A 24,478-nucleotide genomic window follows, 5' to 3' on the forward strand; every position below is an offset into this window, starting at 1 on the left:
GGACGAAGGTCCTTCGAACGAGGGCCGTCCAGCACTGACGCCCGCTTGCCGAACGCGGCCGACCCCGACGCGTACGCCGCCAGGCACCCCGACTGCCCGCACCCGCACGCGAGCCCGTCGGGCCACACGGGGACGTGCCCGATCTGCCCGGCCCAGCCGCCCGCGCCGCCGTAGAGCGCGCGCGACGGCACCACGGCTCCCGCGATGCCCGTGCCGATCGGCAGGTAGAGCGCGTGTGCTTCGCCGCCCCCGTACGCCAGCTCGGCCTCCCCCGCCGACCGCACGTCGTGGCCGAGTGCGACGGGCAGGTCCACGTCGGCGAACGCGGTGGCGGGCACGTCACGCCAGCCGAAGGCGGCGGAGAAGACGGCATGCGCAGGGCTGACGAGCCCCGGCACGGCCAGCCCCAGCGCCACCGGCCGCGCCCCCTCCTCAACCGGTGAGGGTGTTCTTGAGCCGTCCCAGGGCCGGGTGAGGTCGGCGGCGAAGCGGGAGATCGCCGCGATCACGCGCTCCGGCCCCTCGGCGCGCGGCGTGGGCCGGCGTTCGAGGTGGAGGATCGTCCCGTCGCGGGCGACGAGCCCGCCCTTCATGGTGGTGCCGCCGACGTCGATCGCGGCCACGTACGTCACCCGCGGCATCCTTTCACAGCCCCATGGTTGACCGGCCGGGAGCCGCTCTCGTAAGGTCGGGCACCAGAATATCGTTCTGTCGAGGGGCGGCCCATGACCTCCACCCACATCGACGTCGGCACGATCGACTTCGACGCGCTCGGCGCGTGGATGGACGCCCAGGGCCTGCCCGGCGGCCCCATCACCGGCCGCGCGCCGGTGCTCGGCGGCACGCAGAACGTCATGGTCCGCTTCGAGCGCGGCGGCCGCCCGTACATCCTGCGCCGTCCGCCCGTCCACGCCCGCAGCAAGAGCAACGAGGTGCTGCGCCGCGAGGCGCGCGTGCTGGCGGCGCTGCGCGGCACGCAGGTCCCCGCGCCCCGGCTGGTGGCCGCGCAGACGCTGCGCGAGCCGGTGTTCTACCTCATGGAGCCGGTGAACGGGTTCAACCCCTCGACGGGGCTGCCGGAGCCGCACGCCTCCGATCCGGCGATCAGGCACCGCATGGGCCTGGAGGCCGCCGCGGCGCTGGCCGAGCTGGGGCGGGTCGATCCTGGCGTGCTGCCGGGGTTCGGGCGGCCCGACGGCTTCCTGGAGCGGCAGGTGCCGCGCTGGCTCAAGGAGCTCGACTCGTACGGGGAGCTCGGAGGCTATCCCGGCCCCGACATCCCCGGCCTGCGCGAGACCGCCGCGTGGCTGACCCGGCACCTGCCCCGCACCTTCACGCCGGGCATCATGCACGGCGACTACCACTTCGCGAACCTGATGTTCGCCTGCGACGGCCCGCGCGTGGCGGCGATCGTCGACTGGGAGATGTGCACGATCGGCGACCCGCTGCTCGACCTGGGCTGGCTGCTGGCCACCTGGCCGTCGAGCGCCGGGCACGTGCCCGGCCTGCCCGCGCCGCAGGAGATCGTCGCCTACTACGGCGAGCTGTCGGAGCGCGACATGTCGGCCGTCGAGTGGTACGCGGTCATGGCCTGCTTCAAGCTGGGCATCGTGCTCGAAGGCACCCACGCGCGGGCGTGCGCCGGCAAGGCGCCCAAGGACATCGGCGACCTGCTGCACGCGACGACGCTGAGCCTGTTCGAGCGGGCGCGGGAGTTCATGGGCGGCGCGCTCTCCTGAGCGGTCGAACACCCCGAATCCACACATAGCCACCATAAATCGCCATAAAAGGCACGTATCCGCACCCGGCCTTATATCACGATTTCCGGAAAAACGATCACATGCTTACCCCCGGCCCGTACAATTGCGCGCAATTGCATCAATCATCGGGGAAGGATCGTCATGCGCATGCGGTTTCTCGGCTCCACCTCGGAGGCGGGCGCCTGCCCCACCCTGTACGAGACCGATCGCGGCACCATCGTCGTGCAGGGCCTGCAAGTCACCGACGCGGAGGCGCTCGCGGACCTCCGCGACGTCCTCGACGGCGAGACAGCGGTCGAAGTGCCCCGCGAACTGCTCACCGACATCGCCCGCCGCGTCCTGCCCGATGATCGGAATGGGACGGTAACCGCTTTCCCGACCAGCGAAGGGACACCCACGGCAACCGCTTGATCACATTTGCGGAGGGCCCTGGCATGATCGGCGTGACCGGAGCTAGCCTCTTGCCGCGTGACGTCCTTTCAGCAGGCGCGCATCGATCTCGGCAGCCAGTTACGCCAATTGCGCGAGGCGGCCCATCTGTCGGGCAAGGAGCTGGCCGAGCGGTTGCGCTGGCAACCCTCCAAGGTCTCCCGCCTCGAGAACGCCCGGCAGACCGCGACCGAGGATGACGTCGTCGTGTGGGCGCAGGCCGTCAACGCCTCGCCCGACACGACCGACGAGCTCATCCGGCAGTCGATCGCGCTGCTCGAACGGCACGACGACTGGAAACAGCGCCACCGCAGCGGCCTTGCCGCACTTCAGGAGGACATCCGCGACCTGGAGGCGCGCACGAAGTTGTTCCGCGTCTTCGAGCCCGGCATCATCGTGGGCCTGCTGCAGACCTCCGAGTACGCCAGGCACGTCTTCCGCAAGGTCAAGCGCCTCTACAGCGCCGCCGACCAGATCGACGTGGCGGTCCGGGTGCGCATGCAGCGCCAGGAGATCCTGTACGACCGCACGCGCACGTTCAGGTTCGTCGTCACCGAGGCCGCGCTGCGCTCGGCGCTGGCCCCGCCTGAGGTGATGCGCGGCCAGCTCGACCGCCTGCTCGCGGTCAGCACACTGCCGAACGTGGAGTTCGGCGTCATCCCGTTCGGCACCGAGCTGCCGTCCAGCCCGATCAACGGCTTCTGGATCTTCAACGAGGCCATGGTCGCGGTCGCCACCATGACGAAGGACCTCATCCTGCGCGACCCCGACGACATCGCCTTTTACGTACGGGCCTTCGACGATTACGTGAAGGTGGCGGAGTTCGATGAGACCGGACGGGAGGTCATCATCTCCGTTCTTCACGAATACCGGAAACAAACTCCACATTAACCGCAGCAATTGCTTGCCTCCTCCGCCAAGATCGTGCAATTCTGTCGCGAGACGTTGCGGAGGTGACGCATGATGCTCGATACCGCGCTCAGCCTTGAGCGCTTCGCCTGGCACGCGGGTCGTCACGCTGACCTGTCCGTCCAGAGCATCGCGCTGGCCTGTGACCCGGCGTACGTGTCGGTCCGCAACCGGTTCTCCGCCACCCTCGCCGAGACCGTCACCTGCTCCGACGAGGGCGCGTTCATCACCTCCTGGGGCTACCGCCTGGGCACCACCGACGACGTCGAGTCGGCCGCCGCCCGCCTCGCCTTCCTCCTCGCCGCCCTCCCCGCCTGACCACCGCGCCTGACCACCGCGCCTGACCACCGCGTCCGGCCGGCCCGCGCTCAGCACCCGGCCTTGTTGTGGAGCACCTTCTGCACGTCGGGCTGGTCGACGTTTCAGGGCGCGGACTGGCGTACGTGACTCCCGGGCAGCTCCATGATCGCGATCGCGCCGCCACCGGGCGCGTTGCCCAGGCGTACCGTACCGCCCGCCTCCTCCACGGCCTGCTTGACGATCGCGAGGCCCAGCCCCGAGCCGGGCAGGCCGCGGGCGGAGGGCGAGCGCCAGAAACGTTCGAAGACGTGCGGCAGCTCCTCCTCCGGCAAGCCCGGCCCGTGGTCGCGGACGGTCAGCCGGCCGTCGAGCAGCCGCACCTCGATCTGGCCGCCGGGGCTGAACTTCGCCGCGTTGTCCATGAGGTTGAGCACGGCACGTTCCAGAGAGGCGGCGTTGCCCACGAGATACCAGGGCCGCAGGTCGGTGCTGACCTCGGCGCCGCGCAGCCTGGCCCGCTCGACCGCCGCGGTGACCACCTCGTGCAGGGCCAGCTCGACGTGCGGCTCGTGGTCGTTGTCGCCCCTGGCGAGCTGGAGCAGGTCGGCGACCAGTGTGGACAGCTCGGCGAACTGCGCCTTGACGTTGACCAGCAGGCGTTCCTTGGCGGCCGGGTCGAGGCTGCGGCCGGTCTGCTCGCTGCGCAGCAGCAGGTCGATGTTGGTGCGCAGGGTCGTGAGCGGCGTGCGCAGCTCGTGGCCCGCGTCGGCGACGAGCTGCTTCTGCCGCTCTCTCGACCCGGCCAGCGCGGCCGTCATGGCGTTGAACGACGACGACAGGCGGGCGATCTCGTCGTTGCCGGTGACGGGGATGCGGGTGCCGAGGTCCTCGGTCTGGGCGATGTGCTCGACCGCCTTGGTCAGCTCGCCGACCGGGCGCAGCGCGGCCCGCGAGATCACGAGCCCGGCCCAGGCCGCGCCGATGACGCCGAGCGCGGTGATGCCGCTCAGCATGAGCGCCGAGCGCCGCAGCGTGTTGCTCACCCACCACATCGGCCTGGCCTCCATCACGGCCACGCCCTTGTCGAAGTTGAGCGCCACCACCCGGACCGGCGTGCCGTCGCTGGTGTGGCCGTCGCGGTAGACCGGCTCGCACGGCTCGAACGCCTCGGAGTCCTTGTCGTACACGGGCACGATGGGCGGCCCGATCGAGCAGGTGGTGCCGTCGGAGTGCAGCAGCGTCGCCATGCCGTCGAACATGCCCTGCGTGCCCTGCTCGGTGCAGTGGTGCTTGAGGTAGTCGCGGTCGCTGTCCTTCAGCGACTCCACGATGCTCATGTCGAGGTTGCTGCGCAGCCGCTGCTGCACGATGTAGTAGGAAAGGCCGGCGCACGTCGCGATGGCCACCGCCACGGCGACCGTGACGAGCAGCGTCAGCCGCGTGCGCAGGCTGCCCTGCCTGGAGAGCGCGGCCAGACGTGACCGCATCGTGCTCATGCTCCTGCTCATGGGGAGTTCCGCAGGACGTACCCCACCCCGCGCACGGTGTGGATCACTCGCGGCTCGCCGCCGGCCTCGGTCTTGCGCCGCAGGTACATGACGTAGACGTCGAGCGAGTTGGAGGTCGGCTCGAAGTCGAAGCCCCACACCTCGCTCAGTATCTGGTCGCGGGTCAGCACCTGGCGTGGGTGCGCGAGGAACAGCTCCATCAGCAGGTATTCGGTGCGGGTCAGGTCGAGCCTGCGCTCGCCGCGGGTGACCTCTCTGGTGGCCTGGTCCATGCGCAGGTCGCCGTAGGTGAGCGTGTCGCCTTCCGGCGTGCCCGTGCTGATCGCGGCCCGCCGCAGCAGCGCGCGCACCCGGGCCAGCAGCTCGTCCAGCTCGAACGGCTTGACCAGATAGTCGTCGGCGCCCGCGTCGAGCCCGGACACCCGGTCGCCGACGGCGTCGCGGGCGGTGAGCATGAGGACGGGCACGGGGTTGCCCGACGACCGCAGCCTGCGGCACGCGGTGAGCCCGTCGAGCCGCGGCATCATCACGTCGAGCAGCACCGCGTCGTACGTCTCCGCGGCCAGCGCGTCGAGTGCCTGCTGCCCGTCGTCGGCGGTGGCGACCTTGTAGCCCTCGAACTCCAGGCTCGACTGCAGCGCCTCGCGCAACGCGGGCTCGTCGTCGACCACCAGCAGACGTGCAGGCTCACTCATACTTACCAAAGGTAAGACGTCATCATGAGAACCGGATGAACGATCTCACCTTTGTTTCCTGACGATCACCAGGCGACGGGCATCCTGGTGAGCCCGAAGATGGCCTTGCCGTACTTCAGGCCGAGCTCCTCCTCCGGCGCCGTGACGCGCAGCCCGGGCAGCCGCTCGAACAACGTGCGCAGCGCGATCTCCAGCTCGGCCCGCGCCAGGTTCTGGCCGAGGCACTGGTGCACCCCGTACCCGAAGGCCACGTGGTGGCGGGCGCCGCGCTGGACGTCGAAGTCGTCGGGCCGCTCGAACGCCCGCTCGTCCCTGTTGGCCGAGGCGCCGAGCACGTACACGCCCTCGCCCTTCCTGACGAGCTGCCCGCCGATCTCCTGGTCCTCGACCGCCACCCGGTCGAAGGCCACCCAGTCGACGATCGAGTGGTAGCGCAGCAGTTCCTCGACCGCGGCCGGCCAGCCGTCGGGGTTCTCGCGCAGGGCCGCGAGCTGGTCCGGGTTGCGCAGCAGCGTGTACGCCGACAGCGGGATCATGTTCGCCGTGGTCTCGTGACCGGCGACGAGCAGCAGGAAGGCCACCCCGGTCAGCTCCTCGGCGGTCAGCTTGCCGCCGGTGGCCAGCCGGCCCAGCAGGTCGTCCTCGGGCGCGGCGACGACGTCGGTGACGAGGTCGGCGAGATAGGACCTGATCTCGAACGTCGCCGCGCGCCTGGCCCGCTCGTCGGCCCCGGCGTCCACCATCATCCTGGTGCGGGACTGGAAGAAGTCGTGGTCGGCGTACGGGACGCCGAGCAGCCGGCAGATCACCAGCGACGGGAGCGCCAGCCCGTACGCCTCCACCAGCTCCCCCTCGTCGCCCTTGGCGATCATGTCGTCGAGCAGCTCGTCGGCCAGCCGCTGGATGCCTGGCCGCATCTCCCTGACCCGCCGGACGGTGAACTCGCTGATGAGCAGCCGCCGGAAGCGGGTGTGCTCGGGCGGGTCGTGGTCGATGAAGAACCCGACCGACAGCTGATGGGCGACGGCGATCTCCTCGGGCGTCATCGTCGCGGTGTCGAGGGCGTTGGGGTGACCGGGGGTGCGGGGGTCGGTGCTGAAGCCGGCTCCGGCGAGGACCTGCTGGGCCTCGGCGTGCCGGGTGACGAGCCACACCTCGCCGCGGGAGGTCTCGCCTCTGACGAGGGGGGCCTGGTCGCGCCAGCCCTCGTACTCGGGAGGCGGGGCGAACGGGCACGTGCGATGGGCAGGGAAGCTTTCCGCCATAGTCTGCTCCGTAATAGCCGGGCTCCGCATTGCTTACTTACGCGAAAGTAAACAATGCGGGCGCGGCCGTCAACAGAGGGAGCGAGATGGCAGGGCGGCGGACGGACACACGAGAGCGGATCCAGCAGGTCGCGCTGGAGCTGTTCGCCGAGCGCGGATACGACAAGACCTCGCTGCAGGAGGTGGCGGAGCGGCTGCAGATCACCAGGCCGGCGCTCTACTACCACTTCCGTACGAAGGAGGAGATCCTCGCCGGCGTGATCGAGGGGCTGGTCGAGTCGATCGAGGAACTGGTGGCCTGGGGGCGGCGGCAGCCGGCCACCACGGAGGCGCGGCTGGAGATCCTGCGGCGGATCTCCGGGCTGCTCTCCGACCAGTGGCGGCCGCTGTTCAGGTTCGCCCAGGTCAACCAGGGCGCGATGGAGCACCACCCAAAGGGCGAACGCCTGCGCGGGTGTGTGATCTCGCTGGTGTCGCTGCTGTGCGTGCCCGGCGAGAGCGCGGAGAAGCAGTTCGAGTCCAGGCTGGCGGTGCTCGCGGTGATCCTCGGCAACCTGCCGCTCCTGTTCGGGCCGGGGACGGACCCGGGGACGGACCCGGGGACGGACTTGAACGAGGTGGCGCTCCGCGTCGCCACCAAGCTCGTCACCGGCGAGTAACCGGCGGCGAGCCTCGCCGGCCCCCAAGCCCGGCCGGCCGCGCCGGGTGCGGCGTCAGGCGGTCAGCAGTGCCATGGCGGCGTTGTGGCCGCCGATGCCGCTCACGCCGCCGCCCCTGCGGGCGGCGGCTCCGCAGAGCAGGATGCGCTCGTGCCCGGTCTCCACGCCCCAGCCGCCGCTCTCCGCGTACGGCCAGCTCAGGTCGGTGTGGAAGATGTGGCCGCCGGGCAGGCCCGCGTCGGTCTCCAGGTCCACGGGGGTCTTGGCCTCGACGCATGGGGTGCCGTCGGGGGCGGTGAGCAGGCAGTCCTCGATCGGCTCTGCGAGGACGGCGTTGATGGAGGCGAAGGTGGCATCCAACGCCATCTTCCGCGCTTTCTCCGGATTTTTCCGGAAAAGGCGGGCTGGCATGTGCAGGCCGAACAGCGTCATCGTCTCCGCCCGCCCCCGCAGCTCGGGCCCCAGGATCGACGGGTCGGTCAGCGAGTGGCAGTAGACCTCGGCGGGCGGCAGCTCCGGGATCTCACCGCGGGCCGCCTGCTCGTACGCCCGCGCGAGCTGGTCACGTCCCTCGTTGATGTGGAACGTCCCGCTGAAGGCCGCCCGCGGATCCACCGTCGCGTCCTTGAGGCGGGGCAGCCGGGTCAGCACCATGTTGACCTTGAGCTGCGCGCCCTCGGGCACCGTCGCGGGCCGTCTCATGAGCCGGTCGAGCACCGCGGGCGGCAGGTTGACCAGCACGTGCCCGCCCCGCACGGCATGCTCGCCCGTCTCGTCCCTGAACGTCACCTCGCCCGACGGGTCGATGCCGACGATCTCCGCGCCCGTTTTGATCTCGGCGCCCGCCCGCCTGGCCGCGGTCTCCAGCGCGCCGGAGACCGCGCCCATGCCGCCGACGGGGACGTTCCACTCGCCGGTGCCGTCGCCGATCACGTGGTAGAGGAAGCACCGGTTGGCCGGCAGGTCGGTGTCGGGGTCGGCGAAGGTGCCGATGAGCGCGTCGGTGAGCACGACCCCGCGTACGGTGTCGTCGGCGAACCGCTCGGCCACGCTCTCCCCGATCGGCCGCCCGAACAGGTCGCGCCACGCCTCGGGGCCGACCATCCGCTCGATCTCGGCCTGCGGGCGCAGCGGCTCCAGCAGGGTGGGCGCCAGCACCCGCGCGACCTCGGCGACCATGCCGTAGAAGCGCCGCCACGCCTCGTGGTCGGACTCGCCGCCCGTCACGTGCCGGAACGAGGCCGCCGTCCGCAGGTCGTCCTCGTTGTCCACGAGCAGCCCCGTGTCGCCCTTGGGCGTGTACGAGGCGTAGCGCCGCCGGCGCAGCTCCAAGTCGAGCCCGAGATCGCGGGCGATCTTCGAGGGCAGCAGGCTGACGAGATAGGAGTAACGCGACAGGCGCACGTCCACGCCGGGGAACGCCTGCGCCGAGATCGCCAGGCCGCCGACGTGCTCGTGCCGCTCCAGCACCAGCACCCGCCGCCCGGCCTGCGCCAGGTACGCCGCCGCCACCAGCCCGTTGTGCCCGCCTCCGGCCACGATCACGTCATACGCGCTCATCCTCGCACCTTAAGGCCGATTCCGGTCAGGACGCCACGGGCCGCGCGGTCCTCAAGTGGACGGCCGGGCAAGGGGCCCGTACGCTGCTCTGTTCGGAACAAATTGCATCAGAGCCGCCGTTCCTCACACGCAGGGCCACCACCACTCAAGGAGCACGAGCCTCACCATGCGCAGCACCACCGACGCCGTTCCGCAGCCGTCCGACGAGGTCGCCGAGGCCCTGTCGACCGGAGCGCCGGTCGTGGCCCTGGAGTCCACGATCATCTCCCACGGGCTGCCGCAACCGCGCAACCTGGAGGTGGCGCGCGAGCTGGAGGGCATCGTACGCGCCGAGGGCGCCGTCCCCGCCACGATCGCGGTGCTCGACGGGGTGCCCCGCATCGGGCTGAACGAGGCCGAGCTGGAGCGCATCGCCACCGAGCCGGGCCTGCGCAAGCTGGGTCAGCGCGACCTGCCGATGGCGGCGGCGCTGAAGGCGAGCGGCGCGACCACCGTGTCGGCCACGTCGTTCCTGGCCGCCCGCGCCGGCATCCGCGTCTTCGCCACCGGCGGCCTGGGCGGCGTGCACCGCCACTGGACCGAGGACCAGGACGAGTCCGCCGACCTCGACACGCTCGCCCGCACCCGCATCACGGTCGTGTGCGCGGGCGTCAAGTCGATCCTCGACGTGCCGGCCACGCTGCAGCGGCTGGAGACGCGCGGGGTGAGCGTGGCCGGGTTCCGTACCGACACCTTCCCCGGCTTCTACCTGCACTCCTCCGGCCAGCCGATCGAGTGGCGGATCGAGACGGCCGACGAGGCGGCGGCCGTCATGCGCGGCCAGGACGCGCTCGGCGGCCCCGAGACGGCCCTGATCGTCGCCAACCCCGTCCCCAAGGAGCAGCAGCTCGATCCCGAGCTGCACGACCGGGTGCTCGCCGAGGCGCTGGCCGCCGCCGAGCGCGACGGCGTCAAGGGCCAGGCGATCACCCCGTTCCTGCTCGGTTACCTCGTCGACGGCACCAAGGGCGCGTCCCTGGAGGCCAACCTGGCCGCCGTGCGCGGCAACGCCGCGCTCGCCGCCCGCATCGCCCTGGCCTGGTCCCGATCGTGAGCGGTGACGCCCTCCTGATCATCGGCGACGTCGTCACCGACGTCGTGGCGCTGCACGGCTCGCCCGTCCTGGCCGGCGAGGACACCGCCGCCGAGATCGTGCTGCGTCCCGGCGGCTCCGGCGCCAACACCGCCGCCTGGGCCGCCTGCCTGGGAGCCGAGGTGCACCTGCTGGCCAAGCTCGGCTACGACAGCAGCGAGTGGCACGCCACCGAACTGATCAACACGGGCGTCCAGCCCCACTTCTCCGTGGACCCCGACCACCCCACCGCCGTGGTGATCGCCATGGTGGACAAGAGCGGCGAACGCTCGATGCTCACCAACCGCGGCGCCGGTGACCTGATCTCCGAGGACGACTGGGACCCGGCGCTGCTCGACGGCGTCGGCCGGCTGCATCTGTCGGGGTACGTCCTGTTCGCCGAGCCCGGCCTGCGCCTGGCCGCCCGCGCCATGGCCGACGCCGTGGCGGCGGGCATCACGGTGAGCGTGGACCCGGCCTCCACGGGGCCGCTGCGCGACTTCGGCGTCGAACGTTTCATGCAGGCGACGGCCGCCGCCGAGCTGATCCTGCCCAACCTCGACGAGGCGCTTCTGCTCACCGGGGTGACATCGGCCGAGCGTGCGGCCGTACTCTTGAGTGAGAGATATGGCACAGCGGTCGTGAAACTCGGCGCGGAGGGGGCGCTGGCCGCGCGAGACGGTGAGGTGGTGGCGACGGCCGAGGGCCGATCCGCTGAGGTCGTGGACTCGACAGGCGCAGGTGACGCCTTCGCCGCCGGGTTCATCGCCGCGACGCTGCGCGGCGCCGGGACGCGGGCGGCTCTGGAGGTGGGTTGCCGTGCCGGTGCCGCATGTGTGGCCCAGGTGGGCGGCCGTCCACGGTACGGTTTGGATCTGAACCGTCTTTACCCTATTCACACTGATTGATAGCTTGCCGCGTAGGCTGCACCATTAGCCACATGCGTTACGGGCAGCACACGCGGCTCACTGGGGAGGATAAGGTCCGCCGATGGAAGTCGAGTCATCGATCTGCCTGAGCGACCTGGTCCCTGCGCTGCGATGGAGCCGGCCCCAGCAGGTGGCCGAGGCGTTGGGCGACCCACGCCTGCCCGCCGGATGGTGGCACTCCCTGCCGCTGCCCAAGGCCCTCGGCATGACAGGGCTCGACTGGATCTGCGAACGCCTCGCCCGGCTCGCCTCCTCCCGCTGGGACCACCTCCCCCTGTCCGACCTGCTGCCCGCGCTGACGGTCCACCACATCGACCCCGCGCTGCCGGGCTGGCCCGACGCCACCCGCACGGCGATCACCGGCCTCGGCGGCTGGCAGCGGCTGCGCCGGCTGTCCCCGAGCGACCTCGGCACGCCGTCGGCCACGCCCGAGGTCGTCATCGGCTCGGTCTTCCGTGAGATCCTCGGCCGCATCCCGGCCCAGCCCGACGCATCCGGCGCCGCTCCTGGCGCCGCCGGCGTCCCGGGGGTCGCGGGCGGCCACCCCGAGGTCACCCGGCCGCTCCAACGCGGCCAGGGCGTACCGTCGGGCGCGTTCCCGGTACCGGAGTCCGGCCCCTTCCCCGCACAGGGCGACCCGGCCGCACAACCGCTGGCAGCCCAGGCCGGCGCCGGCGGCCCCTTCGCCCAGGCCACCCCCTCCGGCCCGCTCCCCGCACCCATCGACGCCACCACCGGCCGCCCCCGGACAAGCGGCCCCTTCGCCGCACAGGGCGGCCGGCCCCCAGCGGATGGCCAGAGCGGACCGTCCGCCGCACAGGCCGGCCGATCGCCGTCCAGCGGAGCCGAGGGCTCCCCGGCAGGCGCCCCCTTCGCCGCACAAGGCGGCCAGCCCCCAGCGGATGGCCAGGGCGGACCATCCGCCCCGCAGGACGGCCGGTCCCCGGCGGGCGGCCCCTTTGCGGGCTCCGGCACCCAGAACGGCCCGCTGCCCCAGCGTCCGGGCGGCTCCTACCCCGGCGCGCCCGCAGACGGCGACCCCCAACGCCCCGGCACCTTCCCCGAGGGCGCCCCCGGCCCGCGCCAGACGGGCTCCTTCCCGGCGGTGTCGGATGGCCCCCGCCCGACCGGCACGTTCTCCGACACCACCCCCGGCGCCCGCCAGACCGGCCCCTTCCCAGCGGTCCCCGACGCCCCCGGGTCGCGGCAGACCGGCAGCTTCCCAGCCGCCTCCAGTGGCGCGTCCGATTCCCGGCAAACCGGCAGCTTCCCGGCTGCTTCTGACAGTGCACCCGGCTCCCGACAGGCCGGCGACGTCCCCGGCGCCTCCGACGGCCAGCCCGGCACCGGCTCATCCCCCGCCCAGGGGGCCGACCCGCGCACGAGTGGCTCCTTCCCTGTTCCGCCCGGGTCGCGTTCGACCGGTTCTTTCCCGGCGGCGTCCCAGCCGGGGTCCCCCGGCGCGCCCGCCGACGGCGGCCAGCAGCGCCGCCCCGGCACCTCCCCCGAAGGCGCGCCCGGCCCCCGCCAGACAGGCTCCTTCCCAGCGGTCCCCGACGCCTCCGGCTCTCCCCAGACCGGAAGCTTCGCGGCGACCCCGGACGGCGCGCCCGGCGCCCGCCAGACGGGAAGCTTCCCCGCCGCCTCCAACGGCGCTCCTGGGGCGCAGGAGGGCGGCTCGCCCGCCGGGCAGGGCCCCGCAGGTCCCGGCCATAACAGCGCGCTCCCCGGTCTGGGCGGCGCGTACGCCGGCGATCAGCAGGGCGGCGCGGCCCGCCAGGGCTTCGCGGGCGAGGGCCTGCCCCAGCGCCCAGGCCAGCAGGACCTCGTCCCGCAACGCCCCGCACGTCCCCAGTCCGGCCGCCAGGACACCGGCTCCTCCACAGCCGGCGCAGGCAACGGCATGCCCGGCGCCCCCGGCAGCGCGGCGACCCCCGCAGGCGCCGGCAGCGCAGGCGGAGCGAGCACGGGCGGCCCCGGCACGGGCGGCGGACCTGGCGCGGGCGGCGCGCCCGGAATGGGCGCGGGCGGCCCCGGAACGGGCTCCCTTCCGGCGATCCCAGGCACGAACGCCCCCGGCTCCGGCACCCACGCACCGGGCTCGGGCTCGAACACCCCTGCCTCCGGCACGAACGGCCCGGCCTCGGGTGCGAACGGCCCCGGCTCCGGCACGACCAGGTCCGTCCCCGGGAAGGGCACGCCCGCCTACGCGGGCCCCGTCCCCACCGACCCGGACCACGCCATGGTCAGGGTCGTGGACAACCTCTTCCGCAACCTCGACAAGCTGGAGCTGGCCGTGGCCCAGCACCGGCTGTTCGCCGAGGACCCGGTGAGCCTGCGTACGCTCGCCCACAAGATGCTCGTCGAACGTGAGGCGCTCTCGCTGGCCCAGCGCACCGCCGAAGAACGCGTCCTGCAGTGGCTGCGCTCCTCGGAGTCCGCGCCGGTCACCGGGCACATGTTCCGGCTGACGGAGTGGCTGGGCGCGGCGGCCACCGAGGACCAGCTGATCGGCGCCGACCCGGCCCACCCGGTGACGGTCCCATCGCTGCGTACGCCGCTGTGGCGGGTCCTCGTGACGCTCATGCCGGACCGCCGCCTCCAGGACGGCTGGCTGGTCGTCGGCGACATGTACGGCCTCCAGGCGCGTACGCGGCAGCTCCTCGCCTCGGCCCCGCCCGACGCGGACGTCGTCGAGCTCATGAGCGAGCTGGGCATCCGCGCCCACTCCGCCAAGGCGTGGCTCGACGCCCTGCCCCCGGAGACGAGCCGCGACGCCGCAGCCGCGGCCCCCGGCCCTGCCCAGCCGCTCCCCCGCCGCACGCCGGGCGCGAACGGCCACCACCACCGCGGCGGCCAGCCCATCCCGCCCGCCGCGACCAGCTCGATCGACCCGTCGGCCGCGCTGGCCACCCTGTCGGCGCTGTCGGGCGGCCGCTCGCCCATGCTCTCCGGCACCTTGGCAGGCACGCCACCCACGCCTCCCCCGCCGCTGCCCAGCCCGTCCTCCGACCCGCGCCGCTGGCAACGCATCGAGGTCACCCCGGAACACCTCAGGGGCGGCCCGGTGCCGGTCCCGGAGGGTTACGCCGCCCAGCTCGGCATGCGCCCCGGCACCCTGCTGTCGGTCACGGGCCCCGGCGACAACGCCATCGTCCTGGTCTGGCAGGGTCACCAGCCCGTCTTCGACTCCCTCCAGCCGGTACTGATGCGCCTGAACGCCCGCCCCGGCGACCAGGTCTACGTCACGGTGGACGGCTACCGCCTAGAAGCCCAACTGACCGGCTGACCACCACCCGGCAAGGCAGAGGCAAACCGCAGAACACAAAAGCCGCGCCCCCACACAGACGCCCACTCAAGACACCCCCGCCGGCCCGTCGCACAAGGATGAGAAAGGCCGAAGCGGCAGCCTCGGCACGACAGAGGTGACACCGAGGCCGGACCACCAGCGGAGCTAGTCGAAGAGGTGGAGGCGGTGGGCGGTGGCGGCGGCTTCGCCTCGGGTGGCGACGCCGAGTTTGGCCAGGATGTTGGAGACGTGCACGCTCACCGTCTTGATCGAGATGACCAGCGCCTCCGCGATCTCGCGGTTGCTGCGGCCGTTCGTCACCTCGCGCAGGACCTCCAGCTCGCGTGCGGTCAGGCCCAGCGGCTGGGCGTCGGTGGCCTCGTCGGAGCCGCCGATCCTGGCGCGGCGGCCGAGTACGTCGAGTTGTTCGAGCAGCGGTGTGACGCCCAGGTCGCGGGCCAGCGTGCGGGCCCGGGCGAGCCGGGTGGCGGCCTCCTGGCGGGCGCCGCATGCGAGGGCCGCCTGACCGGCCGCCAGCAGGCACTGCGCCTCCGCGTACGGCTGCCGCAGCGCCGCCCACGCCTCCACCGCCTGCTCCCAGGCCGCGAACTGCCAGGCGGCCGGCTCGACCCCCTCGTCCCAGGGCTTCTCCGGGCCGGTCAGCGCGATGAAGGTGAGCCGATGCGCCTCCTGCAGCAGACCCTCGCACCTGAGCTCACGCCCGAGCGCCCGCAGCCGCCGCAGCAACACCAGCGCCTGCTCCACGAGCGCCTCACCCTGAGCCACCCCAGAACCCGGCGCGCCACCCGCATCCCCACTCAGCGCATCATCCGTGATCGCATCGAGCAGGCGTGAGGCGGGCACCGCCATGCGGACCAGGCGTCCGAAGGTGGTGACGACAGGCCAGGCGTAGCGGGGGCCGTTGATGAGGTCGTCGCCCTCCATGACGCGCAGCGCCGCCGCCACCGCCTCCCCGAGCTGCCCGCGGCACATGAGCGCCAGCACCTCCCTGCGCAGGTGGGGCAGGACGTGCTGGTCGCGGTGGGCGCCGCGGGCCAGGACGCGGCGGGCGGAGTCGAGCAGGCGGGCGGCCCGGTCGTGGTCGCCCCGCGCGAGCGCGATGTCGGTGGTGAACCCTCGCAGGCTGGCGGCGTAGGGGGCGGGCGGCGCGAGGTCGAGGGCGTGGTCGATCACCTGGAGCGCCTCGTCCCACCGCCCGAGCGAGACCAGCGGCTCGGCCAGGTTGATCGACAGGAACGCGCCGGACGTGCGGGCCAGCCCGTAGTGCAGGGACTGCTCGATGCCCTCCCTGGCCACCTCGGCGGCCTGCTCGTGCCGGCCCGCGCCTTCGAGCGCGTCGGACTCGGAGATCGCGCAGCGCAGGAGCGCGCTGAAGACCTCACCGCGCGCGGCGATCTGCCGGGCCTCGGCGAACGCCTGGAGCTGCGGCTCCATGTCGGAGTAGTCGGTCAGCCCCCAGGCGAGGTCGATGATGGCGTGGGCCTCGAGGCCGGCATGGCCCAGGGTGTGGCCGATCTCCATGGCGGCCCTGGCCGTGGCCGCGCGCTCGGCCCGGGTGGCCGGGCCGTGGAGCATGCGGGCCAGCGACTCCAGCACCCTGCCGCGCAGCAGCGGCTGGTCGTCGGGGACGAGCTCGGCGGCCCTGCGCAGGTCGTCGAGGGAGCCGGGGCGGCCGAGGTCGTAGCGGGTGTGGCCGCGCTGGCGCAGCAGCATGACGGCCCTGACCGGGTCGGCCTCGAGCCCGGGGTCGCGGGCCAGCTCGTCGAGCGCGGCGCTGGACACGGCGATGCCGCGCTCGAACTCGCCGGCCAGGTGGGCGACGACGGCGGTCACCCTGAGCACGTCGAGCCGGTCGGCGCCGATGCGCTCGGCCGCGTCGGGCACCTGGTCCCACAGCTCGAGCACGCGGGAGAGCATACGCAGTTGCTCGTCGTAGGCGGTGGACTTGCGGGCGGCGGCGGCCGCGTGCCAGGCGCTGACCAGCGCCCAGGTGGAGTCGTGGGCGGAGTGCCAGTGGTGGGCCAGCTCGATCGCGCCGCGCGGGGCGGGCAGGATCGACAGGTCGTGCTCGAGGGCCTCGGCGTAGCGGGTGTGCAGGCGGGTGTGCTCGCCGGGCAGCAGGTCGTCGTGGAGCGCCTCGCGGATGAGGGCGTGGCGGAAGGCGTAGCCCTCGCCGTCGACGACCAGGACGTTGCCCGCCACCGCCGGGCGCAGCGCGCGTGACAGGGCGGCGTCGTCGAGCCCGGCGACGGCGCTGAGCAGGGCGTGCTCGATGCGCTGCCCGCCGGCGCTGGCCACCCGCAGCAGCTCCTGGGTCTCCTCCGGCAGCCGCTCGACGGCGGCGAGCAGCAGGTCGCGCAGCGATTCGGGCAGCGGCTCGCCCGCCCCCGACTCGGTGAGCAGCGCCTCGACGAACAGCGGGTTGCCCTCGCTGCGGGCGTAGATGAGGTCCATGTCGGCCGCGGACGGCTCGCGCTCCAGCATGCCGACGGCCAGCGCGACGGCCTCCTTGCGGGTGAGCCTGCGCAGCTCGACCCTGCCGACCGACTCGATGCGCCCCAGCTCGGCGAGCAGCGGCCGCAGCGGGTGGGTGCGGTGGAGCTCGTCGGTGCGGTAGGTGACCACGAGCAGCACCCGGGCGGCAGTGCGCTGGTAGCGGACGAGGAACGTGAGCAGGTCGCGGGTGGAGCGGTCGGCCCAGTGGGCGTCTTCGACGACGAGCACCACGGGCCGCTCGTCGGCCAGGCGCTCCAGCAGCCCGAGCACCTGCTCGAACAGCCGCGCCCTGGCCTCGGCACCGTCTTTGCCCGGCTCGCCGAACTCGGGCAGCAGCCTGGCCAGCCCGCGCGCGTTGCCGCCCGGCACCAGCGCGGCGACCGCGTCGTGGCCCAGCTCGCGGACGAGCTGGCGCAGCACGGCGGTGAACGGCGCGAACGGCAGGCCCTCCGTGCCCAGCTCCAGGCAGGCGCCGACGAGCACCATGGCGTCGCCCGCGTGCCGCCCGGTGAACTCGTTGATCAGGCGGGTCTTGCCGGCCCCCGCCTCGCCGCCGACGAGCACGGTGGCCGGTATGCCGGCGTGCGCCCTGGACAGGGCGTCGCCGAGGGCGGCGAGCTCGCGGGAGCGCCCGACGAACAGCGGGCTTACGGCGTGAATCCTCACGCCCTCAGCATGCCACCCGGCGCCGACGGAATCGCCGGCCAGGTGGCCCTTATCGCAGCACCTTGCGGAAGAACGTGGCCGACGCCTCGTAGCCCAGCGCGTGGTAGAACTCCGGCGCCCGCCGCGTGGCCATCGCGACGTAGCCGGCCTCACGGGAGCGTGCCCACCGCTCGAACTCCTCCAGCAGCGAGCGCCCGACGCCCTGCCGCCGGGAGCCCGACTGGACCATGGCCTCCTCCACCCAGGCGACCGGCCCGTTGGCGAAGAGAGTGAGGTGGACGAAGCCGAGCAGGTAGCCGCGCACGCGCCCGTTGACGACGGCCACGAGCAGCAGGGCGTCGTCGTTGGCCAGCAGCGCGGGCAGCGCGGCGTCGAAGGCCTCGCGCTCGGGCCTGAAGGTCAGGCCGAACTCGCGGGCCAGCGCGAACACCTCGTCGGCGTCCGCTTTCTCCGCTCTCCTGATGAGAAGATCGTCAGCCGTCATGAGCATCGACCCTAGATCGTCGGTCGTCGCCTGCGCAAACCCATGCTTGACGTTTCCCCCCTTTTCGTGCCGGGATGAAACGGGCGCGGCGGGTCACAGGTCACCGAGCCCGAGCTGGCGGGCGATGAGCATGCGCTGCACCTCGCTGGTGCCCTCGCCGATCTCCAGCACCTTGGCGTCGCGGTAGAAGCGGCCGACAGGGAACTCGTTCATGAAGCCGTAGCCGCCGAACACCTGGGTCGCGTCGCGGGAGTTGTCCATGGCGGCGTTGGAGGAGACGAGCTTGGCGATCGCCGCCTCCTTCTTGAACGGCTCGCCCGCGAGCATCTTCTGTGCGGCGTGGTAGTAGGCGAGGCGGGCGGTGTGGGCGCGGGCCTCCATGTCGGCGACCTTGAACTGGATGGCCTGGTAGTGGCCGATGGGGTGGCCGAACGCCTTGCGGTCCCTGACGTACTTGAGGCATTCGTCCACGCAGCCCTGGGCCAGGCCGACGCCGAGCGCGGCGATGGCGACGCGGCCCTCGTCGAGGGTGCGCAGGAACTGGGCGTAGCCGCGGCCGCGCTCGCCGAGCAGGTTCGCGGCGGGCACGCGGCAGTCGGTGAAGGACAGCTCGCGGGTGTCGGAGGCGTTCCAGCCGACCTTGGAGTACTTCTTCGACACCGCGAACCCCGGCGTGCCGCTCGGCACGAGGATGGTGGAGATCTCGCGCTCGCCGGTGAGCCCGGTGAGCGCGGCCACGCCGACGACGCCGGTGATGTCGGTGCCGGAGTTGGTGATGAAGGACTTCGTCCCGTTGATCACCCATTCGTCGCCGTCGAGCACGGCCGTGGTCCGCATCCCGCCGGGCACGTCGGACCCGCCGCCCGGCTCTGTCAGCCCGAACGCGCCCAGCATCTCGCCCGAGGCGAGCTTGGGCAGCCACGTACGGCGCTGCTCGGGCGAGCCGAACCGGTAGACGGGCATCGCGCCGAGCGAGACCGCCGCCTCCAGGGTGATGGCGACGCTGGAGTCGACCCTGGCCAGCTCCTCCAGGGCCAGGCAGAGGGCGAAGTAGTCGCCGCCCATGCCGCCGTACTCCTCGGGGATGGGCAGGCCGAACAGCCCCATGGCGCCCATCTGCCGCACGATGTCGTACGGGAACTCCTCGCGCTCGTAGAAGTCCCCGATCACCGGCGCGACCACCTCGCGGGCGAATGCCTCGACGGTCTTGCGCAGCTCTTCGTACTCGTCGGTGAGCATCTTTCAGCCTTTCGCTAGCGCCTGTACGACGCGGGACGGGCTCGGCCGACCGAGCAGCTCCGCCAGCCAGGTGCTGGTGGCGACGAGCTTGCCCAGGTCGAGCCCCGTCTCGATGCCGAGTCCCCGGAGCATCCAGACGAGGTCTTCCGTGGCGAGGTTGCCGGTGGCGGACTCCGCGTAGGGGCAGCCGCCGATCCCGCCGGTGGAGGCGTCGATGGTGGTGACGCCGCAGTGCAGCGCGGCCAGGGTGTTGGCCAGGGCCTGCCCGTAGGTGTCGTGGAAGTGCACGGCGAGCCGGTCCGGGCGGCGGAAGGCGCGGATCAGCTCGGTGACGTGGCCGGGGGTGCCGACGCCGATGGTGTCGCCCAGGGAGAGCTGGTAGCAGCCGAGCCCGAGCAGCCGCTCGCCGACGGAGACGACCTGCGCGATCGGCGTCGGCCCCTCCCAGGGGTCGCCGAAGCACATGGAGACGTACGCCCGCACGCGGATCCCGTTGTCCAGCGCCCTGGCCACGACCGGCTCGAACATCTCGAACTGGCTCTCCAGGCTGCGGTTGAGGTTCTTGGCGGCGAACGTCTCGGTGGCGCTGGCGAAGATGGCGATCTCGGCCACGCCGAGGTCGAGCGCCCGGTCGAGGCCGCGCGCGTTCGGCACCAGCACGGGGTAGCGCACGCCCGTACGGCGGTGCAGGCGGCGCAGCAGCTCGTCCGCGTCGGCGAGCTGGGGCACCCACTTGGGGTGCACGAAGCTGGTCGCCTCGATCACCTTGTGCCCCGCGTCGGCGAGCCGGTCGATGAACTCGGCCTTGACCTCGACGGGGATGGTGGCGGCCTCGTTCTGCAGGCCGTCGCGCGGCCCGACCTCGTAGATCGTGACCTGCTGCGGAAGACCTTCCATCGGGTACGGCATCAAACCTCCTCGGCGGTGACCACGGCCAGGACGGCGTCCATGTCCACCGGCTGGCCCGCCTGCACGGGCAGCTCGGAGACCACGCCCTCGCACGGCGCGGTGACCGTGTGCTCCATCTTCATGGCCTCGACGACGACCAGCGGCTGGCCCGCACTGACCCGCTCGCCCTGCTGGGCCTTGACCAGCAGCACGGTGCCCGGCATGGGGCTCCTGACGACGCCGTCGCCGGCCGCCGCCGCGCCTGGGCGGTCGCCCGGGTCGCCGATGTGGTGGCGGGTGAAGGACCAGGACGCGCCGTCGCGGCCGAGCCAGAGCGTTTCGCCGTCGCGTACGCACAGATACCGCTCGCCGCGCCCGCCGAGCGTGACGGTCAGGTCGGCGCCGTCGCGCCTGATGCGCGCGGGCACCGCCTGTCCGCCCACGCGGACCTCCGCCTGCTCCTGGGGCAGCCCGCGCACCTGGATCGCGTGCACGCCGTCGCGGGACTCCAGCCGCCAGGTCGTCCAGGCCGGCTCGCCGATCCGCCAGCCGTCGGCGATCTCCCAGGGGTCGTCGCCGCGCGGGAGGTCGTGGAAGACCAGCGCCGCCGCTGCCGTCACCGCGTCAGGCGTCTCCGTGGCGGGCAGCAGGCCGGGCAGGACGCGTTCGACCAGGCCGGTGTCCAGCTCGCCGGCCGCGACGCCGGGGTGGGTGGTCAGGGCGCGCAGGAACGGGACGTTGGTGACGACGCCGAGCACCGCCGTGGCGGCGAGCGCGCGGTCAAGCGTCCGGTACGCCGCCGCGCGGTCGGACGCCCAGGCGATCACCTTCGCCATCATGGGGTCGAACTCGCTGCCGACCACGGCCCCTTCGGCAAGGCCCGAGTCCACCCGCACGACCGACTGGCCCGCCGGATCCCGAGGTTCGCGGAGCGCGAGCACGCGCCCGCCGGTCGGGAGGAAGCCGCGCGCCGGGTCCTCGGCGTACACCCGCGCCTCGACCGCGTGCCCGTCGAGCCGCACGTCCTCCTGCGCGAACGGCAGCCGCTCCCCCGCCGCCACCCTGAGCTGCAGCTCCACCAGGTCGAGCCCGGTGACCAGCTCGGTGACGGGGTGCTCGACCTGGAGCCGGGTGTTCATCTCCATGAAGTGGTAGGCGCCGGTGGCGCCGTCGACGATGAACTCGACCGTGCCCGCCCCGGTGTAGCCGACGGTTCGGGCGGCCTCGACCGCCGCCGCTCCCATGGCCGCGCGCGTCTCGGGGGTGAGGAACGGGGACGGCGCCTCCTCGATGATCTTCTGGTGACGGCGCTGCAGGCTGCACTCGCGCTCGCCGAGGTGCACGACGCCGCCGTGGGCGTCGGCCAGCACCTGGATCTCGATGTGGCGTGGGCTCTCGACGTAGCGCTCGATGAGCAGGGTGTCGTCGCCGAACGCGGCCCGCGCCGTACGCCGGGCCGACGCCAGGGCCTCGGGCAGCTCGGCGGCCGCGCGTACGAGGATCATGCCCTTGCCGCCGCCTCCCGCGGACGGCTTGATCAGGGCGGGGAAGTCGCGCCAGTCCTCCAGGCCCGGCCCTGTCGCGCCCGGCACCACCGGCACGCCGGCCGCCGACACGGTCTCCTTGGCGCGGATCTTGTCGCCCATGGCCTCGATGGCCGCGGCGGGCGGCCCGACGAAGACCAGCCCGGACTCGGCGCACCGGCGGGCGAACGCGGCGTTCTCCGCGAGGAACCCGTAACCGGGATGCACCGCCTGCGCGCCGGACGCGCGGGCGGCTTCGACGATCGCCTCGACGTCCAGGTAGGACGGCACCTGGAGGGCGACGTCGGCCTCGCGGACGTGCCGCGCCCCGGCGTCGGACGGCGTGTGCACCGCAATCGCTTCGATGCCGAGCGCGCGCAGCGTGCGGGCGATCCGTACGGCGATCTCGCCCCTGTTGGCGATCAGAACACGGTCGAACAACATGCGTCACATCCGGAAGATGCCGAAACCGGCGGGTTCGAGCGGCGCGTTGGCGGCCGCGGACAGCGCCAGGCCCAGGACGGTACGGGTGTCGAGCGGGTCGATCACGCCGTCGTCCCAGAGCCTGGCCGTGGAGTAGTACGGATTGCCCTGGTGCTCGTACTGTGCCCTGATCGCGGCGGGATCGGCGTCGCCGACGGTGGTGAGCACGTTCGCGGCCTGTTCGCCGCCCATGACCGAGATGCGGGCGTTCGGCCACATCCACAGGAACCTGGGCGAGTACGCCCGCCCCGCCATCGCGTAGTTCCCCGCCCCGAACGAGCCCCCGATCACCACCGTGAACTTGGGCACCCGCGCGCACGCCACCGCCGTCACCATCTTGGCGCCGTGCTTGGCGATGCCGCCCGCCTCGTACGCCTTGCCGACCATGAAGCCGCTGATGTTCTGCAGGAAGAGCAGGGGGATGCCGCGCTGGTCGCACAGCTCGATGAAGTGGGCGCCCTTCATGGCCGATTCGCTGAACAGGATGCCGTTGTTGGCGAGGATCCCCACCGGGTGGCCGTGAACGTGGGCGAAGCCGGTGACGAGGGTCGGGCCGTACTCGGCCTTGAACTCCAGGAAGCGCGAGCCGTCGACGATCCTCGCGATCACCTCGTGCACGTCGTACGGCCGGCGGGTGTCGGCGGGGACGATGCCGTAGAGGTCGCGGGGGTCGTGGCGGGGCGGCTCCGGCGTGATCGTCTCCCACGGGCGCGGGGCGCGCGGCGCCAGCGTGGAGACGATGTCGCGGACGATGGCCAGCGCGTGGGCGTCGTCCTCGGCGAGGTGGTCGGTGACGCCGCTGACCCGCGCGTGCAGGTCGCCGCCGCCCAGCTCCTCGGCCGTGACCTCCTCGCCGGTGGCCGCCTTCACCAGGGGCGGGCCGCCCAGGAAGATCGTGCCCTGGCCGCGGACGATGACCGCCTCGTCGCTCATCGCGGGCACGTACGCGCCGCCCGCTGTGCACGAGCCGAGCACCGCGGCGATCTGCGGGATGCCGCGCGCGGACATCGTGGCCTGGTTGTAGAAGATCCGGCCGAAGTGCTCGCGGTCGGGGAACACCTCGTCCTGCCTGGGCAGGAACGCGCCGCCCGAGTCGACCAGGTAGACGCAGGGCAGGCGGTTGTGCAGGGCCACCTCTTGGGCGCGCAGGTGCTTCTTGACCGTCACGGGGTAGTAGGTGCCGCCCTTGACGGTGGCGTCGTTGGCGACGATCACGCATTCGCGGCCGGAGACGCGGCCGACGCCGGTGATGATGCCGGCGGCGGGGGCCTGGTCGTCGTACAGGCCGCCGGCGGCCAGCGGCGACAGCTCCAGGAAGCGCGAGCCTGGGTCGAGCAGGCCGTCCACGCGGTCGCGCGGCAGCAGCTTGCCGCGCTCGACGTGCCGCCGCCGCGACCGCTCCGGCCCGCCGAGCGCGGCGGTGGCCAGGCGCTCGAGCAGCTCGGCGGCCAGCCGCTCGTTGAGCTCGGCGTTGCCTTTGTACGCCTCGCTCCCGGGCTCGATCGCCGATCTCAGCACCGGCCAGTCGCTGCTCATGAGTCCCCTCCCATGGCTCGGATGTTAGCCATCATTAACGTCATCGTCTAGCATGTGAGACGTGACCACCGCCTCCGCCCCCTCTACCCGCAGCAGGCGCAACAGGCGCGCGGAGATCCTGGAGGCGGCCGCCCGGCTGTTCGCGGCGCGCGGCTTCCACGGCGTCTCGATCGAGGACATCGGCGCCGCCGTCGGCGTCTCGGGCCCGGCCCTCTACCGGCACTTCGACGGCAAGGACGCGCTGCTGTCGGAGATGCTGCTCGACGTCAGCTCGCGGCTGCGCGAGTCGGCCGTAGCGGTCGCCACCTCCTCCCCCGGCCCCAGGGAAACCCTCGACGCGCTGCTCAACGTGCAGATCACCTTCGCGATCGAACAGCCCGCGCTGATCACCGTGCACGACAGGGAGCTGGGCAACGTCCCTGAGCCGCAGCGCAGGCAGATCAGGCGGCTGCAGCGGCTCTACGTCGAGGAGTGGGTGACCGTGCTGGCCGAGCTGCACCCGTCCTGCCCCGCCGCGCGGCTGCGGGCCGCCACGCACGCCGTGTTCGGGCTGCTCAACTCGACTCCGCACAGCGCGGGCGAGCTGCCAGGGCACGAGATGCGGCCGCTGCTGCACGCGATGGCCAGGGCCGCCATCGAGGCGGCCGTTAAGGCTTATTAACTTTTCCGCCTTCTCCGCCCAGCCGTCACCACCTCGGCCTCCTGCTCCTCGGCGCGGGGTCCTGCGG

The 24,478-nt window shown here is 72.6% G+C and carries 20 protein-coding genes; 9 read left to right on the forward strand and 11 right to left on the reverse strand.

Features of this window, described 5'->3' with window-relative positions; all coding sequences use genetic code 11:
- A partial coding sequence (locus tag ABZW11_RS37955) for an ROK family protein (protein WP_355428432.1) occupies positions 1–632 on the reverse strand: 632 nt, incomplete at its 3' end.
- Between the two features lie 93 nt (positions 633–725).
- Here ABZW11_RS37955 and ABZW11_RS37960 point away from each other — a divergent pair.
- From ABZW11_RS37960 to ABZW11_RS37975, 4 genes are all read left to right on the forward strand, one after another.
- Positions 726–1,739 carry a phosphotransferase family protein gene (locus ABZW11_RS37960; RefSeq protein WP_355428435.1) on the forward strand — a complete coding sequence of 338 codons (1,014 nt, stop codon included), beginning with the start codon at positions 726–728 and terminating at the stop codon, positions 1,737–1,739.
- Between the two features lie 168 nt (positions 1,740–1,907).
- Positions 1,908–2,171, forward strand: a complete 264-nt coding sequence (locus ABZW11_RS37965; protein WP_355428438.1) for a hypothetical protein — start codon at positions 1,908–1,910, stop codon at positions 2,169–2,171.
- A 57-nt stretch (positions 2,172–2,228) separates the two neighbouring features.
- Entirely contained in the window at positions 2,229–3,080 is an 852-nt protein-coding gene (locus ABZW11_RS37970; RefSeq protein WP_355428441.1) for a helix-turn-helix transcriptional regulator, read from the forward strand.
- Positions 3,081–3,149: 69 nt separating this feature from the next.
- Complete coding sequence (locus ABZW11_RS37975; protein WP_345386917.1) at positions 3,150–3,416, forward strand: hypothetical protein; 267 nt, start codon at positions 3,150–3,152, stop codon at positions 3,414–3,416.
- A gap of 104 nt (positions 3,417–3,520) precedes the next feature.
- On the opposite strand, the gene ABZW11_RS37980 is transcribed toward ABZW11_RS37975, so the two are convergent.
- The 3 genes from ABZW11_RS37980 to ABZW11_RS37990 form a co-directional block, all read right to left on the reverse strand.
- Positions 3,521–4,885 carry a HAMP domain-containing sensor histidine kinase gene (locus tag ABZW11_RS37980; RefSeq protein ID WP_355428444.1) on the reverse strand — a complete coding sequence of 455 codons (1,365 nt, stop codon included), beginning with the start codon at positions 4,883–4,885 and terminating at the stop codon, positions 3,521–3,523.
- Positions 4,886–4,902: 17 nt separating this feature from the next.
- The gene (locus ABZW11_RS37985) at positions 4,903–5,601 is read right to left on the reverse strand and encodes a response regulator transcription factor (protein WP_355428446.1); all 699 of its coding nucleotides are present in this window, start codon (positions 5,599–5,601) and stop codon (positions 4,903–4,905) included.
- A 65-nt stretch (positions 5,602–5,666) separates the two neighbouring features.
- Positions 5,667–6,866 (reverse strand): cytochrome P450, encoded by a 1,200-nt coding sequence (locus tag ABZW11_RS37990; protein ID WP_355428449.1) that lies wholly within the window; start codon positions 6,864–6,866, stop codon positions 5,667–5,669.
- Between the two features lie 86 nt (positions 6,867–6,952).
- Here ABZW11_RS37990 and ABZW11_RS37995 point away from each other — a divergent pair, with 86 nt between their 5' ends.
- Positions 6,953–7,525, forward strand: coding sequence for a TetR/AcrR family transcriptional regulator (locus ABZW11_RS37995; protein ID WP_355428452.1), 573 nt, complete (start codon positions 6,953–6,955; stop codon positions 7,523–7,525).
- Between the two features lie 54 nt (positions 7,526–7,579).
- Here ABZW11_RS37995 and ABZW11_RS38000 read toward each other — a convergent pair whose 3' ends face one another.
- Complete coding sequence (locus tag ABZW11_RS38000; RefSeq protein ID WP_355428455.1) at positions 7,580–9,085, reverse strand: NAD(P)/FAD-dependent oxidoreductase; 1,506 nt, start codon at positions 9,083–9,085, stop codon at positions 7,580–7,582.
- A 166-nt stretch (positions 9,086–9,251) separates the two neighbouring features.
- Here ABZW11_RS38000 and ABZW11_RS38005 point away from each other — a divergent pair, with 166 nt between their 5' ends.
- From ABZW11_RS38005 to ABZW11_RS38015, 3 genes are all read left to right on the forward strand, one after another.
- The gene (locus tag ABZW11_RS38005) at positions 9,252–10,178 is read left to right on the forward strand and encodes a pseudouridine-5'-phosphate glycosidase (protein ID WP_355428458.1); all 927 of its coding nucleotides are present in this window, start codon (positions 9,252–9,254) and stop codon (positions 10,176–10,178) included.
- Positions 10,175–11,104 carry a sugar kinase gene (locus ABZW11_RS38010; RefSeq protein ID WP_355428461.1) on the forward strand — a complete coding sequence of 310 codons (930 nt, stop codon included), beginning with the start codon at positions 10,175–10,177 and terminating at the stop codon, positions 11,102–11,104. The genes ABZW11_RS38005 and ABZW11_RS38010 overlap by 4 nt, the downstream gene beginning before the upstream one ends.
- An 82-nt stretch (positions 11,105–11,186) precedes the next feature.
- On the forward strand, positions 11,187–14,414 hold the full coding sequence (locus ABZW11_RS38015) for a hypothetical protein (RefSeq protein ID WP_355428463.1): 3,228 nt from the start codon (positions 11,187–11,189) through the stop codon (positions 14,412–14,414).
- A 165-nt stretch (positions 14,415–14,579) separates the two neighbouring features.
- Here the strand turns inward: ABZW11_RS38015 and ABZW11_RS38020 are convergent, their stop codons facing one another.
- The 6 genes from ABZW11_RS38020 to ABZW11_RS38045 form a co-directional block, all read right to left on the reverse strand.
- Complete coding sequence (locus ABZW11_RS38020) at positions 14,580–17,597, reverse strand: AAA family ATPase (RefSeq protein WP_355428465.1); 3,018 nt, start codon at positions 17,595–17,597, stop codon at positions 14,580–14,582.
- 49 nt (positions 17,598–17,646) lie between these two features.
- Positions 17,647–18,081 carry a GNAT family N-acetyltransferase gene (locus ABZW11_RS38025; RefSeq protein WP_355428468.1) on the reverse strand — a complete coding sequence of 145 codons (435 nt, stop codon included), beginning with the start codon at positions 18,079–18,081 and terminating at the stop codon, positions 17,647–17,649.
- A gap of 93 nt (positions 18,082–18,174) precedes the next feature.
- Complete coding sequence (locus ABZW11_RS38030) at positions 18,175–19,320, reverse strand: acyl-CoA dehydrogenase family protein (RefSeq protein ID WP_355428471.1); 1,146 nt, start codon at positions 19,318–19,320, stop codon at positions 18,175–18,177.
- A 3-nt stretch (positions 19,321–19,323) separates the two neighbouring features.
- On the reverse strand, positions 19,324–20,229 hold the full coding sequence (locus ABZW11_RS38035; protein WP_355428474.1) for a hydroxymethylglutaryl-CoA lyase: 906 nt from the start codon (positions 20,227–20,229) through the stop codon (positions 19,324–19,326).
- Entirely contained in the window at positions 20,229–22,175 is a 1,947-nt protein-coding gene (locus ABZW11_RS38040) for a biotin carboxylase N-terminal domain-containing protein (RefSeq protein WP_355428477.1), read from the reverse strand. Before ABZW11_RS38040 ends, ABZW11_RS38035 begins: the two co-directional genes overlap by 1 nt.
- 3 nt (positions 22,176–22,178) lie before the next feature.
- Positions 22,179–23,750 (reverse strand): carboxyl transferase domain-containing protein, encoded by a 1,572-nt coding sequence (locus tag ABZW11_RS38045; protein ID WP_355428480.1) that lies wholly within the window; start codon positions 23,748–23,750, stop codon positions 22,179–22,181.
- A gap of 61 nt (positions 23,751–23,811) precedes the next feature.
- Between ABZW11_RS38045 and ABZW11_RS38050 the strand changes: the two genes are divergently transcribed.
- The gene (locus ABZW11_RS38050; protein ID WP_355428483.1) at positions 23,812–24,411 is read left to right on the forward strand and encodes a helix-turn-helix domain-containing protein; all 600 of its coding nucleotides are present in this window, start codon (positions 23,812–23,814) and stop codon (positions 24,409–24,411) included.
- Positions 24,412–24,478: the final 67 nt, after the last annotated feature.

This window comes from Nonomuraea sp. NPDC004580 (genome assembly GCF_040609855.1).
Classification (GTDB): Bacteria; Actinomycetota; Actinomycetes; order Streptosporangiales; family Streptosporangiaceae; genus Nonomuraea; species Nonomuraea salmonea.

Coding starts and splice junctions, on each gene's coding strand:
- ABZW11_RS37960 (WP_355428435.1), top strand. CDS start 726: ATGACCTCCACCCACATCGACGTCGGCACGATCGACTTCGACGCGCTC.
- ABZW11_RS37975 (WP_345386917.1), top strand. CDS start 3,150: ATGATGCTCGATACCGCGCTCAGCCTTGAGCGCTTCGCCTGGCACGCG.
- ABZW11_RS37965 (WP_355428438.1), top strand. CDS start 1,908: ATGCGGTTTCTCGGCTCCACCTCGGAGGCGGGCGCCTGCCCCACCCTG.
- ABZW11_RS38005 (WP_355428458.1), top strand. CDS start 9,252: ATGCGCAGCACCACCGACGCCGTTCCGCAGCCGTCCGACGAGGTCGCC.
- ABZW11_RS37990 (WP_355428449.1), bottom strand. CDS start 6,866: ATGGCGGAAAGCTTCCCTGCCCATCGCACGTGCCCGTTCGCCCCGCCT.
- ABZW11_RS37995 (WP_355428452.1), top strand. CDS start 6,953: ATGGCAGGGCGGCGGACGGACACACGAGAGCGGATCCAGCAGGTCGCG.
- ABZW11_RS37980 (WP_355428444.1), bottom strand. CDS start 4,885: ATGCGGTCACGTCTGGCCGCGCTCTCCAGGCAGGGCAGCCTGCGCACG.
- ABZW11_RS38030 (WP_355428471.1), bottom strand. CDS start 19,320: ATGCTCACCGACGAGTACGAAGAGCTGCGCAAGACCGTCGAGGCATTC.
- ABZW11_RS38035 (WP_355428474.1), bottom strand. CDS start 20,229: ATGCCGTACCCGATGGAAGGTCTTCCGCAGCAGGTCACGATCTACGAG.
- ABZW11_RS38040 (WP_355428477.1), bottom strand. CDS start 22,175: ATGTTGTTCGACCGTGTTCTGATCGCCAACAGGGGCGAGATCGCCGTA.
- ABZW11_RS38045 (WP_355428480.1), bottom strand. CDS start 23,750: ATGAGCAGCGACTGGCCGGTGCTGAGATCGGCGATCGAGCCCGGGAGC.
- ABZW11_RS38015 (WP_355428463.1), top strand. CDS start 11,187: ATGGAAGTCGAGTCATCGATCTGCCTGAGCGACCTGGTCCCTGCGCTG.
- ABZW11_RS37985 (WP_355428446.1), bottom strand. CDS start 5,601: ATGAGTGAGCCTGCACGTCTGCTGGTGGTCGACGACGAGCCCGCGTTG.
- ABZW11_RS38025 (WP_355428468.1), bottom strand. CDS start 18,081: ATGACGGCTGACGATCTTCTCATCAGGAGAGCGGAGAAAGCGGACGCC.
- ABZW11_RS38000 (WP_355428455.1), bottom strand. CDS start 9,085: ATGAGCGCGTATGACGTGATCGTGGCCGGAGGCGGGCACAACGGGCTG.